At 64.5% G+C, this 11,855-nt stretch carries 13 protein-coding genes; 3 read left to right on the top strand and 10 right to left on the bottom strand.

Annotated features, from left to right (window positions below):
* Positions 1-90: 90 nt before the first annotated feature.
* The 9 genes from nusB to BGP02_RS16730 all read right to left on the bottom strand — a co-directional run bounded on the left by nusB (position 91) and on the right by BGP02_RS16730 (position 8,783).
* Entirely contained in the window at positions 91-543 is a 453-nt protein-coding gene (nusB, locus tag BGP02_RS16770) for a transcription antitermination factor NusB (RefSeq protein WP_017235285.1), read from the bottom strand.
* A complete protein-coding gene (ribH, locus tag BGP02_RS16765) occupies positions 543-1,058 on the bottom strand; it encodes a 6,7-dimethyl-8-ribityllumazine synthase (RefSeq protein ID WP_130025116.1) in 516 nt (171 codons plus the stop codon). Before ribH ends, nusB begins: the two co-directional genes overlap by 1 nt.
* Before the next feature lie 131 nt (positions 1,059-1,189).
* A complete protein-coding gene (gene ribBA / locus BGP02_RS16760) occupies positions 1,190-2,311 on the bottom strand; it encodes a bifunctional 3,4-dihydroxy-2-butanone-4-phosphate synthase/GTP cyclohydrolase II (protein WP_017235287.1) in 1,122 nt (373 codons plus the stop codon).
* A 253-nt stretch (positions 2,312-2,564) separates the two neighbouring features.
* Positions 2,565-3,266 carry an ABC transporter ATP-binding protein gene (locus BGP02_RS16755; RefSeq protein ID WP_017235288.1) on the bottom strand — a complete coding sequence of 234 codons (702 nt, stop codon included), beginning with the start codon at positions 3,264-3,266 and terminating at the stop codon, positions 2,565-2,567.
* Complete coding sequence (livG, locus tag BGP02_RS16750; protein ID WP_261939137.1) at positions 3,266-4,033, bottom strand: high-affinity branched-chain amino acid ABC transporter ATP-binding protein LivG; 768 nt, start codon at positions 4,031-4,033, stop codon at positions 3,266-3,268. The genes BGP02_RS16755 and livG overlap by 1 nt, the downstream gene beginning before the upstream one ends.
* On the bottom strand, positions 4,030-5,304 hold the full coding sequence (locus BGP02_RS16745; protein ID WP_017235290.1) for a high-affinity branched-chain amino acid ABC transporter permease LivM: 1,275 nt from the start codon (positions 5,302-5,304) through the stop codon (positions 4,030-4,032). The genes livG and BGP02_RS16745 overlap by 4 nt, the downstream gene beginning before the upstream one ends.
* Before the next feature lie 8 nt (positions 5,305-5,312).
* Positions 5,313-6,236, bottom strand: coding sequence for a high-affinity branched-chain amino acid ABC transporter permease LivH (gene livH, locus BGP02_RS16740; RefSeq protein ID WP_017235291.1), 924 nt, complete (start codon positions 6,234-6,236; stop codon positions 5,313-5,315).
* A 103-nt stretch (positions 6,237-6,339) separates the two neighbouring features.
* Entirely contained in the window at positions 6,340-7,452 is a 1,113-nt protein-coding gene (locus tag BGP02_RS16735; RefSeq protein ID WP_017235292.1) for a branched-chain amino acid ABC transporter substrate-binding protein, read from the bottom strand.
* Between the two features lie 425 nt (positions 7,453-7,877).
* On the bottom strand, positions 7,878-8,783 hold the full coding sequence (locus tag BGP02_RS16730; protein WP_017235293.1) for a LysR family transcriptional regulator: 906 nt from the start codon (positions 8,781-8,783) through the stop codon (positions 7,878-7,880).
* 142 nt (positions 8,784-8,925) lie between these two features.
* Between BGP02_RS16730 and BGP02_RS16725 the strand changes: the two genes are divergently transcribed.
* The 3 genes from BGP02_RS16725 to BGP02_RS16715 are packed head-to-tail and all read left to right on the top strand — an operon-like array spanning position 8,926 to position 10,723.
* Positions 8,926-9,138: a tautomerase family protein gene (locus tag BGP02_RS16725; RefSeq protein WP_017235294.1), complete on the top strand. Its 213-nt coding sequence runs from the start codon at positions 8,926-8,928 to the stop codon at positions 9,136-9,138.
* Entirely contained in the window at positions 9,135-9,965 is an 831-nt protein-coding gene (gene mhpD / locus BGP02_RS16720; protein WP_261939135.1) for a 2-keto-4-pentenoate hydratase, read from the top strand. Before BGP02_RS16725 ends, mhpD begins: the two co-directional genes overlap by 4 nt.
* Positions 9,962-10,723, top strand: coding sequence for a 2-keto-4-pentenoate hydratase (locus tag BGP02_RS16715; protein ID WP_017235295.1), 762 nt, complete (start codon positions 9,962-9,964; stop codon positions 10,721-10,723). The genes mhpD and BGP02_RS16715 overlap by 4 nt, the downstream gene beginning before the upstream one ends.
* Positions 10,724-10,752: 29 nt before the next feature.
* Here BGP02_RS16715 and ribD read toward each other — a convergent pair whose 3' ends face one another.
* Positions 10,753-11,850, bottom strand: a complete 1,098-nt coding sequence (ribD, locus tag BGP02_RS16710; protein ID WP_026132223.1) for a bifunctional diaminohydroxyphosphoribosylaminopyrimidine deaminase/5-amino-6-(5-phosphoribosylamino)uracil reductase RibD — start codon at positions 11,848-11,850, stop codon at positions 10,753-10,755.
* Positions 11,851-11,855: the final 5 nt, after the last annotated feature.

The following is an 11,855-nucleotide window of genomic DNA, read 5'->3' as shown; positions in this document are numbered from 1 at the left end:
GGGGCGATTGCCCCGTTCGGCGTGCACGCGACGCGGGAGGAATCGTCAGGCCGGCCGGCCTGCGATACCTTGCGCAGCCCTCGCGTAGGGCTATGCGCTTTTGCCGCGACCGCCATTGCGATTCGCGGCGACTTCGTCTGGCCGCACTTCCGCGGCCAACTTGTCGAGGACGCCATTCACGTAGCGAAAGCCTTCGACACCGCCAAAGGTCTTGGCGAGTTCGACCGCCTCGTTGATGACCACGCGGTACGGAATGTCCAGGTGGTGAATCAGTTCGTAGGCACCAATGACCAGCACGCCATGCTCGACCGGCGACAGTTCGGCGGCCGGGCGGTCGAGGTAGGGCTGGAGTTGCTGCGACAAGGCGTCCGCCTCACGGATGCTGCCGTGCAACAGGGCATCCAGGTGCGTGCGGTCGGCCTTGTCGTAGCCGGGGGTGGTGCGCAGGTGCGCATCGATCTCACCCGCGTGGTCGCGCGAGAGCAGCCATTGATACAATCCTTGCAGCGCAAATTCGCGCGCGCGGCGGCGAGCACTCTTCATTACCGATCTTCCTCTTCTTCGTCTTCGTCTTCGTCCAATCCGTCGTCGCCACCGAGCATGTCGATCGCTTCGAGCAGATTGGCCATTTCTACCGCCACGCGGGCGGCATCGCGGCCCTTTTCGGCGGCGCGCGCTTCAGCCTGTTCGTCGTTCTCGGTCGTGAGCACCGCGTTGGCGATGGGAATGCCGAAATCGAGGCCAATACGCGAAATGCCGGCACCGCTCTCGTTCGAGACCAGTTCGAAGTGATATGTCTCGCCGCGAATGACTGCGCCGAGCGCGATCAGCGCGTCGAACTGGCCGCATTCGGCCATCTTCTGCAATGCCAGCGGAATTTCCAATGCGCCGGGCACCGTGACGAGCAGCACGTCGTCGCCATCGACGCCGAGGCGGTCGAGTTCGGCCACGGCAGCGGCGCGAAGTGCCGTGCAAACGGCGTCGTTGAATCGTGCTTGCACAATGCCTATGCGCAGGCCTTCACCGTCGAGTTCGGGCTGATATTGTCCGATGTCCATAATGGGCTTCCTCTAAAAAAGTACCGTCCAGGCGGTGCGGCCAACGTTGTGCCGGCATGCCCGAGACAGGCATGGCTCGGCAAGGTGATGCCCCGCTGCCACTGGCGGGCGGGCCATCGATACAAGACTATTCAGGCGCCCGGTGCGCCGGGCATCGGCTGGAAGCCGGTGACCTCCAGGCCATAACCTGCCATGTTGGGGATTTTGCGCGGGCTCGAGAGCACCCGCATTTTACCGACGCCCAGCTCGCGCAAGATTTGCGCGCCAACGCCGTGCGTGCGGAAGTCCACAGGGCGGCGCTTGGCGCGCGCCGCCTGCTCGGTTTCGTCGAGCGCTTCGAACTGATTGAACAGATGCTCGGGCGTCTCCACGCAGTTCAGCAGCACGACAACCCCTTTGTCCGCCTCGGCAATCGCTTGCATCGCGCCCGCGAGGGTCCAGGAGTGGGTCGACACGCCGGTCTCGAGCAGGTCGAGCACCGAGAGCGGTTCGTGCACGCGCACGAGCGTTTCGTCGGCTGGGTTCGGAACCCCGCGCACCAGCGCGAGGTGCGGATTGCCGCTCGGCTTGTCGCGGTAAAGCGTGGCCTGGAACGGGCCCCAGGCCGTTTGCATTTCGCGCGTGGCGACCGTCTCGATCATCGATTCGGTGCGGCTGCGGTAGTGGATCAGATCGACGATCGTACCGATCTTGATGTTGTGCTGCTCGGCGAACTCCAGCAACTGCGGCAGGCGTGCCATCGTGCCGTCGTCGTTCATGATTTCGCAGATGACGGCGGCGGGCGTGAGGCCGGCCATGGCCGTCAGGTCGCAACCGGCTTCGGTGTGACCGGCGCGCACCAACACGCCGCCGGGCTGCGCCATGATCGGGAACACATGACCCGGCTGGACGATGTCCTCCGGACGCGCGTCGCGGCCAATGGCCGTCTGCACCGTGTGGGCGCGATCCGCTGCCGAGATGCCCGTGGTGACGCCTTCGGCCGCTTCGATCGACAGCGTGAACGCGGTGCCGTACTGGGTCCCGTTGCGGTAGGTCATCAGCGGCAGGTTGAGCTGCTTGCAACGCGCCTGCGTGAGCGTGAGGCAAATCAGGCCGCGGCCGTATTTGGCCATGAAGTTGATGGCTTCAGGCGTCGCGAACTCGGCCGCCATGACCAGGTCGCCTTCGTTTTCGCGGTCTTCCTCGTCGACGAGGACAACCATGCGGCCGGCCTTCAGCTCGGCAATGATTTCTTCTGTAGTGGCCAACGGCATAGCGGACAACGCGGGGCGGAATTTGGAAAGGCTCTATTCTACGCCAAGCGGGTGTCCGTCTGCGTCCGAATCTCGCAAGTGCGCGAATCCGGATCGGGTGGGGCCAGTGAACCGCGTGACGTGCCAATCCGGGCGACGTCGTGGGCCGTGGGTGCGCCTTGCCGCATGAGAACATGAGGACGCCACCGAAGGGTGCGTCCCCATGTCTCATTTTGACGCCGAACGTCCGTGCGCTGGGCCGCGGCGCGCTACGTCACGCGCCGAGATACGCGCGTTTGATGTCGTCGTTCGCGAGCAGGTTCTCGGCCGAGTCGGCGAGCACGACGCGACCGGTCTCGAGCACATAGCCGCGATCGGCCACGTTCAACGCCTTGTTCGCGTTTTGCTCCACCAGAAACACGGTGACGCCTTCTTCGCGAATCGCGCGAATGATGTCGAAGATCTGCGCGATCACGAGCGGTGCCAGGCCGAGCGTCGGTTCGTCGAGCAACAGCAGGCGCGGACGGCTCATCAGCGCCCGCCCGATGGCCAGCATCTGCTGTTCGCCGCCCGACATCGTGCCCGCGCGCTGCTTGCCGCGCTGCGCGAGCCGCGGGAACAGTTTGAACACGTGGTCCATCCCGGCGTCGATCTGATCCTTGGAGGCGAAAAAGCCGCCCATCTTCAGGTTCTCGATGACCGTCAGACTCGGAAATACCCGGCGGCCTTCCGGTGAAATCGCCAGCCCCATGCGCATGATGTCGTGCGTGGCGCATCCCGTGATGTCGCGATCTTCGAACATGACACGTCCGCTCGATGCGCGCGGCGTGCCGCACACGGTCATCATCAACGTCGTCTTGCCCGCGCCGTTACTGCCGATGAGCGTGACGATCTCGCCCTTGTTCACTTCGATCGACACGCCCGAGAGCGCCTCGACAGCCCCGTAATGGGTATGGATTTGTTCCAGCTTGAGCATTATTCCTCCCCGAGGTAGGCCTTGATGACGCGCGGGTCGCGCCGCACCTCGTCGGGCTTGCCGGTCATGATCGGCTTGCCGTGTTCCATCACGAGAATCCGGTCCGACACGCCCATGACGAGGCTCATGTCGTGCTCGATCAGCAGCACTGAAATCCCGAACTCGTGACGCAGGTTGTCGACGAGTTGCTGCAACTCGACCTTCTCTTGCGGATTGAGGCCGGCGGCCGGTTCGTCGAGCATGAGCAGACGCGGTTCCGTGATCATGCAGCGTGCAATTTCGAGACGTCGCTGGTGTCCGTACGACAGCGTGCCGGCCTCGCGGTTGGCGACGGCCGTCAGGCCCAACCGGTCGAGCCACGCCTTGGCGCGCTCGAGCGCCGCGCGTTCGGCGCGACGGAACGCGCTCGTCGAGAACAGCCCTTGCAGAAAGCCGCTATGCACGCGCATGTGCTGTGCAACGAGCAGGTTCTCCACCACCGTCAACTGGCGGAACAGGCGGATGTTCTGGAACGTGCGTACGAGGCCACGTCGCGCCACGCTATGGCTCGGCAGGCCGGTGATGTTGTCGCCGTCGAGCGTGATCGAGCCGCCCGTGGGGCGATAGAAGCCGCCAACGCAATTGAATACGGTCGTCTTGCCGGCGCCGTTCGGGCCGATGATGGCGAAGACTTCGTGCGGGCGGACGTCGAAATCGACGCCATCGACGGCCAGCAGACCGCCGAAGCGCATCTGCAGGCCGGAGAGTTTCAACAGTGCTGCACTCATTGCGGCAACTCCACGTGCGGGCGGGTGGCGGGCAACAGGCCCTGCGGACGCCACATCATCATCAGTACCATCACCAGGCCGAAAATCAGCATGCGGTATTCGGCAAAGTCGCGCGCGACTTCCGGCAGGACGGTCAGCAGAATCGCCGCGAGAATCACGCCGATTTGCGAGCCCATGCCACCGAGCACGACCACGGCGAGGATCAGCGCCGATTCGATGAATGTGAACGATTCGGGCGTGACCAGCCCCTGACGTGCGGCAAAGAATGCACCGGCGAGCCCGGCGAACGATGCCCCGAGTGTGAACGCGGAGAGCTTGATGCGCGTGGGGTTCAGGCCGAGCGAGCGGCACGCGATTTCATCTTCGCGCAACGCTTCCCAGGCGCGGCCAATCGGCATGCGGATCAGGCGGCTAGTGACAAACAGCGTGAAGCCCACTAACGCAAACGCCAGCAGGTAGAGGTAGATCACCATGTGCGAGCCGTCGTACGGCAAGCCGATCAGTTCGTGGAACGTCTTCACGCCATCGACACTCGATGATCGCGCCATCTCGATGCCGAAGACACTGGGCTTCGGAATGCCCGAGACACCGTCCGGTCCACCGGTCAGGCTCGTCAGGTTGTTCAGCAGCAGGCGGATGATTTCCCCGAAGCCGAGCGTCACGATGGCCAGATAGTCGCCCCGCAGGCGCAGCACCGGGAAGCCGAGCAGGAACCCGAAGGTGGCGGACATGAGTGCGGCAATCGGCAGGCATTCCCAAAAGGTCAGGCCGAAGTACTGGTTGAGCAGGGCATATGTATAGCCGCCGACCGCGTAGAAGCCGACGTAGCCCAGATCGAGCAGACCGGCGAATCCCACGACGATGTTCAGGCCCAGGCCGAGCACGCAGTAGATGAGGGCCAGCGTCGCCACATCCACCGCGCCGCGCGAGCCGACGAACGGCCACGCGAGCCCGATGGCGAGCAGCACCCACATGGCGCTCAGTTGCTGACGGCGTCCCAGGGTGGGGATGGCCGGCAGCGTGATGGCACGCGTCGAGCGCAGCAGGAACGGCTTGAGCATCTGGAACACGAAGACGACGGCCGCGGCGATCCAGACCGGACGCCAGTGCTGCTCGATCACGACGCGGTAGCCGTCGAGCTTCAGTTGCAGGCCGAGGATGGGGGCGGTGAGCACGATCGTCACGAGTGCGGAGATGACCGCACCCTTGAGGGTGTCGCCGGCCGGTGCGCGTTGGGCGGCGCCGGACTTGAGCGTGAGGGGTTGTGTCATGGTCGACCTCAGACTTTCTCGACGTCGGGCTTGCCCAGCAGGCCGGTGGGGCGGAACAGCAGCACCAGCACCAGCAGGCAGAACGCCACGATGTCCTTGTACTCGGAAGGCATGTAGCCGGAGGCGAGCGTTTCCGCCAGCCCCAGCAATACACCGCCCAGCATGGCGCCGGGAACGCTGCCGATGCCGCCCAGTACCGCTGCCGTGAAGGCCTTGATACCGGCGATGAAGCCGATGTACGGATTGAGCTTGCCGATGGTCAGGCCGATCAGCACGCCGCCGACGGCCGCGAGCATGGCGCCGAGCACGAAGGTGAACGAGATCACGCGGTTCGTATCGATGCCGAGCAGGTTGGCCATGCGCATGTCCTCGGCGCAGGCACGGCAGGCGCGGCCCATGCGCGAGTTGGCGATGAACAGCGTGAGCAGAATCATCAGCGCGACGGTCACGCCTACGATCAGCATGCGCGCGTAGGGAATGGTCACCGTGAAGTCACCCATCGGGATATCGATGGCGCCGGAGATCAGCATCGGCACGGACACGTCGCGCGCTCCCTGGCCGATCTGCACGTAGTTTTGCAGGAAGATGGACATGCCGATGGCGGAGATCAGCGGTCCGAGACGCGGGCCGCCGCGCAGCGGGCGATACGCCACCCGCTCGATCGCAAAGCCATACAGGCCGGTGATCAGCACCGAGACCAGCAGCGCCGCGCCCAAAACGAGCGGCAACGGGTAACCCGCTGCGGTGCCGATGGCCGTCAGTGTGACGAGACCGACGTAGGCGCCGATCATGTAGATCTCGCCGTGGGCAAAGTTGATCATGCCGATGATGCCGTAGACCATCGTGTAGCCGATGGCAATCAACGCGTAAATCGCGCCCAGCGTCAGGCCGTTGACCAGTTGCTGGGCAAACTGCGGGAAAAATTCGTTCATGCGGGAAGCCTCGCGACGAGCGGTGGCCGAGCGCGAATGCACGCCGCCCGCCGGGAACGGCGGGCGGCTGGGGGGATTCGCTGGCCGGTAAAGCGTCAGGAAATCAGTTGGCGGCGGTCTTGGTGGCGTCTTTGTGCCAGGTGTAGACCACGAACTTGAACGACTTCAGATCGCCTGCCGCGTCATACGCCACCTTGCCGATCGGCGTGTCGAACGTGTTCGCGTGCAGGTACTTGGCCACCTTCTCCGAGTCGGTGCTCTTCGCGCCGGCAATGCTCTTGGCGATCAGTTGCACCGCCGTGTAGGCCGGCATCTGGAACGGACCGTTCGGATCGCGCTTGGCGCTCGCGAAGGCCTTCACCAGCTTGGCGTTGGCCGGGTCGGCCGCGAAGTCGGCGGGCAGCGTCACGAGCATGCCTTCCGAGGCCGGGCCGGCGATCGCCGTCACGTCCTTGTTGCCCACGCCTTCCGGACCCATGAACGTGGCCTTCACACCTTGTTCGCGTGCCTGGCGCAGCAGCAGCCCCATTTCCGGGTGATAGCCGCCGAAGTACACGAAGTCCACGCCCTGTGCCTTGAGCTTGGTGATGACGGCCGAGTAGTCGGAGTCGCCGGCGTTGATGCCTTCGAACAGCACAACCGGGATCTTGGCGGCGTCGAGGTCCTTCTTCACCGACGTGGCGATACCCTGGCCGTACGACTGCTTGTCGTGCAGCACGGCCACCTTCTTCGGCTTGACCTTGTTGATGATGTACTGCGCGGCCGCCGGACCTTGCTGGTCGTCACGGCCGATGGTGCGGAAGATGAAGTGACGCTTCTTGCCTTCGGTCAGTTGCGGTGCAGTCGCCGACGGCGTAATCATCACCACGCCTTCGTTCTCATAGATGTCCGATGCCGGGATCGTCGAGCCCGAGCAAACGTGACCGATCACGTACTTGATCTTCTGGCTGACGATCTTGTTGGCGACGGCGACGGCCTGCTTCGGCTCGCACGCGTCGTCCATCATCACGGCTTCCAGCTTGTTGCCGTTCGCCCCGCCTGCCGCATTGATTTCGTCGATGGCGGTCAGCGCACCCGCCTTCACCATGTCGCCATATTGGGCGACCGAGCCGCTGAACGGGCCGGCGATGGCGATCTTGACGGTCTCGGCGTTGGCGCCCGTGCCGAGAACGGCAAGCGCAGCGGCGACGAACAGGGATTTGTGACGGAACTGCATCGTGGACATCTCCTTGATTTGTATTTTTTGAGCACCCGGTCGTGCGGTGCGCTTGATCGACGGCGGAACCCGGTCGGTATTGGCTCACTCCTGCCGCAGGCGACAGAAACGATGCGCCATAGTAGCGTAATCCGCCGTTAAATTGGAATAGCTATCCAGAGATGCCGTAAAACCCGCATGAATAAAGCGTTTCAAGACGTTGAAAAGAAAAAAATAAGAGTCGTCACAACGATGATACGTAGTACTACGCAGATTGAAATCTAAAAAAATCGGCGATGAATCGACAAATCGAGGGGCGAGTCGGCGGCAAGGGAGAAGACGGGATGGATTGTCGAACAGGACATTTTGGATACAATCCGCCATTCATTGATATCCAATTCAGGCGGTTTGCATCCGATCTCGGAAGCGCCGGATCGATCGACGCGCTACATCGCCAAGGTGTGACGCCGATTGCGCGAGCGCCGGATGAGCGCGAGAAAGGCGTTGAGAATCGGGGAATCGTCGTCGCGCCGGTACATGCAGTTCAGTTCGATGGCGCGCAGATGTCGTGATTTCAGCGGTCGGTACACCACGCCGGGTAGCCGCAGGTTCGCCGCCGACTCCGTCGTCACGCAAACGCCGAAGCGGCTCGCGACGAGCGCGATCGACGTCACGACATCCTCCACTTCCTGCTCCACGCGCAACGTCACGCCCTCGGCCCGAAACGCGGCGGCGACTTCCTCTGCGAGTCCCGGCACCGGGGCGTTCGGATACAGGATCATTCGCTCGTTATCGAGATCCGCCAGGGTCAGCAACGCGCGCTCGCATAGCGGATGACCTTCGTAGAGCGCGACGAGAAACGGCTCGCGATGAATCCAGTCGACGACGAGATCCGGCTCGTCCGGAATCAGCCGATTGAAGCCAATGGCGATGCGCCGCTCGCGCAGCGCCGCGATCTGGTCGGTCTTCGACAGGTTGTGCAGGCCGATCTTCACTTCGGGGCGCTCGGTATGAAAGCTCGCCAGCAAGCGCGGAATCGCGTTGAGAATGCCCGAGCTGAAGATGCCGACGTCGAGCCGTCCGATATAGCCTTCGCCGGCGAGGCGCGTCTGCTCCTCGGCGCGGCGTGCGAGCGCCAGGATGTTCGGCACTTCGGCAAGCAGCGTCTGCCCCGCGGCGGTCAGCGTGGCGCCCTTGGGGGTACGCACGAATAGCGGTGTGCCCAGCTGGGCTTCGAGCGCGTGAATGTGGCGGGTGAGCGGTGGCTGCGCCATGTTCAGCCGCTGTGCCGCCCGCCCGAAATGGCCTTCCTGCGCGACGGCAAGAAAGTAGCGCATTTGCTTGATGTCCATGGACGGCTCCGTTCCGGCGGGATAACGTGATACCGAAATAGTATCGGAATCTGGAAAATAGGTATTGGACGGTATCTCTCGGCGCGCGCATGATGGCTTCCTCCGAAAGCTTTCTTTTCGGCATTTTCAGGGGGACAGCCTCATGCCAATCGTACAAATCCATTTGGTGGAAGGTCGCGACGACGCCACCGTGAAGGCCTGCGTCAAGGCCGTGGCACGCACCGTCCACGAGACACTCGGCGCACCGCTCGAATCGATCCGCGTGTATGCGACGCAAGTACCGGCCGCGCACTGGGCGGTGGGCGAGCACACCAAGGATGAGCCGGCGGCGCCGGCCAGGGCGGACGCCCGATGAGCGCGACCTCGCCGCGCGACGCCGCCACACAGGCGCGCCTGCAGCAGGCGGCCGACGCGCTGCACGACGCCGGGCGCTCGCACCGCTTCATCGCCCCGCTGCGCGACACGTACGCGCCGCTCACCATCGATGACGCCTACGCCATTCAGCGTATCAACACCGAGCGGCATCTGGCGGCCGGGCGCCGCGTCGTCGGCTGCAAGATCGGCTTGACGTCGGTCGCCGTGCAGAAGCAGCTTGGCGTCGATCAGCCCGATTTCGGCTTGCTGTTCGACGACATGGGCTATGGCGACGGCGAGCCGATTCCCGCCTCGATCCTCACGCAGCCGAAGATCGAGGCCGAGATCGCCTTCGTCATCGGCCGGGATTTGAGTGTCGACAACCCGGGCCAACTCGACGTCATCAACGCCATCGAGTACGCGTTGCCCGCGCTGGAGATCGTCGGCAGCCGCGTGGCCGACTGGAACATCCGCATCACCGACACGATTGCCGATAACGCATCGTCGTCGGCCTACGTGATCGGCAATACGCCGAAGACGCTCGCCGAATTCGACGTGCGCCTGTGCGGCATGGTCATGGAGCGTCGCGGCGAGCCGGTGTCCGTCGGCGCGGGCGCGGCCTGCCTGGGCAGCCCGATCAACGCCGTGGTGTGGTTAGCCCGCACGATGGCGGCGGTGGGCACGCCGCTCAAGGCGGGCGACCTGGTGCTTTCGGGCGCGCTTGGCCCGATGGTCGCCGTGGCCCCGGGCGATATCTTCGAGACCCGTATCAACGGCCTGGGCTCGGTCCGCGCCGTGTTCGAATCTGCCAGCGAGGCGGCACGATGAGCCACATTCAAGACTACGCAACGCTGCTCGACGACGCGGCCCATTTCGCGCACGAGGTCGAACAGTTCGATACCGACAATCGTCTGTCGCTCGACGACGCGTACGCCATTCAGGCCGCATCGCTCGCCCGCCGCGCCGAACGCGGCGAGACGCGTGTTGGCGTGAAGATGGGCTTTACCAGCCGCGCGAAGATGATGCAGATGGGGCTCTCCGATGTGATATGGGGGCGCCTCACGTCCGGCATGCAGATCGAGGAGGGGACGGCCATCGACTTCAAGCGGTACGTGCATCCACGCGTCGAGCCGGAAATCGCCTTCATCCTGAAGCAACCGCTGGAAGGCCATGTCACGGGCCCGCAGGCGCTCGCGGCGGTCGAAGCGATTGCGCCGGCCATCGAGATCATCGATTCGCGCTACAAGGACTTCAAGTTCACGTTGCCGGAAGTGATTGCCGACAACGCGTCGTCGAGCGGCTTCGTGATTGGGGCCTGGCACGATCCGCATGTCGATTTCTCGAATCTGGGATTGGCCATGACGATCAACGGCCGCACCGTGCAGGTGGGATCGACGGCGGCGCTGCTCGGCCATCCGCTGCGTTCGCTGGTCGCAGCGGCGCGTCTGTCAGCCGCCGCGGGCGAGCCGCTCCAAGCCGGCTGGATCGTGATGGCTGGCGGTGCGACACCCGCCGAATATATCCAGCCGGGCCAGTATGTGTCGGTGGAAATGGAGGCGCTCGGTCGCGTGGGCTTCCACGTTTAAGCGCACGCGGCGCACCCGGCGACGGGGATTCAGTCGCGCTTGACGCGGGCCATCACCCGCAGATCGCTCTCGATCATGCGCACGTCCGTGAAACTGAGCGCGAGCCTGTCGTCGAGCGACGTGAGCGCAGGCAGGTGGAACATGCCTTGCGCGTCGCCGACGATGCACGGCGCGAGGTAGGTGAGCAGTTCGTCCACGCAGCGCTCGCGCAGCAGTGAACCGTTGAGCTTGTAGCCCGCCTCCACGTGGAGTTCGTTGAGCTGGCGCTCGCCGAGCGTGCGCAGCAGCGCCGAGAGGTCGACCTTGCCGGTCGTATTGGGCAGGTCGAGCACCTCCACGCCCAGGTCGCGCAGACGAGACGCGCGCTCGTGATCGCCGTTGGCGCAGATTACGAGCGCGTTGCCGTTCGCGAGCACCTTGGCGGTCGGGGAAATCTCGAGACGCGAATCGACGACGATGCGCAGTGGCTGGCGTGTCGTTTCCACCTCTCGCACGGTGAGCGACGGATCGTCCTCGCGCACCGTGCCGATGCCGGTGAGAATGGCGCACGCGCGCGCCCGCCACGCGTGGCCGTCGGCGCGCGCGGCCGGGCCGGTCAGCCATTGGCTCACGCCGTTGTGCAGGGCCGTCTTGCCGTCGAGGCTGGCCGCCACCTTCATGCGGACCCACGGCGTGCCGCGCGTCATGCGGGCGACGAACCCGATGTTCATTTCGCGCGCCTCATGCTCCAGCAGTCCGCAGCGCACTTCGATGCCCGCGTCGCGCAGCAGGCTCAGGCCGCGCCCGGCCACGAGCGGGTTCGGATCTTCCATCGCGGCGATCACGCGTTTCACGCCCGCGTCGATGAGCCCCTTCGCGCACGGTGGGGTGCGGCCGTAATGGCTGCACGGTTCGAGCGTGACATAGGCCGTGGCGCCACGCACCGACTCGCCCCGCGTGCGCGCGTCTTTCATGGCCTGCACTTCGGCGTGATCCTGGCCGGCCGGCTGCGTGAAGCCTTCGCCGATGATCCGTCCGTCCTGCACGATTACGCAGCCAACGCGAGGATTCGGCGTGGTGGTGAACATCGCGCGCTCGGCGAGCGCCAGCGCGCGACGCATATAAGAGAAATCCTGTTCGGAGAACATGAGGC

The organism is Pandoraea sp. 64-18 (assembly GCF_001899225.1).
Lineage (GTDB): Bacteria > Pseudomonadota > Gammaproteobacteria > Burkholderiales > Burkholderiaceae > Pandoraea > Pandoraea cepalis.
This window is presented reverse-complemented; position numbering and strand designations above follow the sequence as displayed.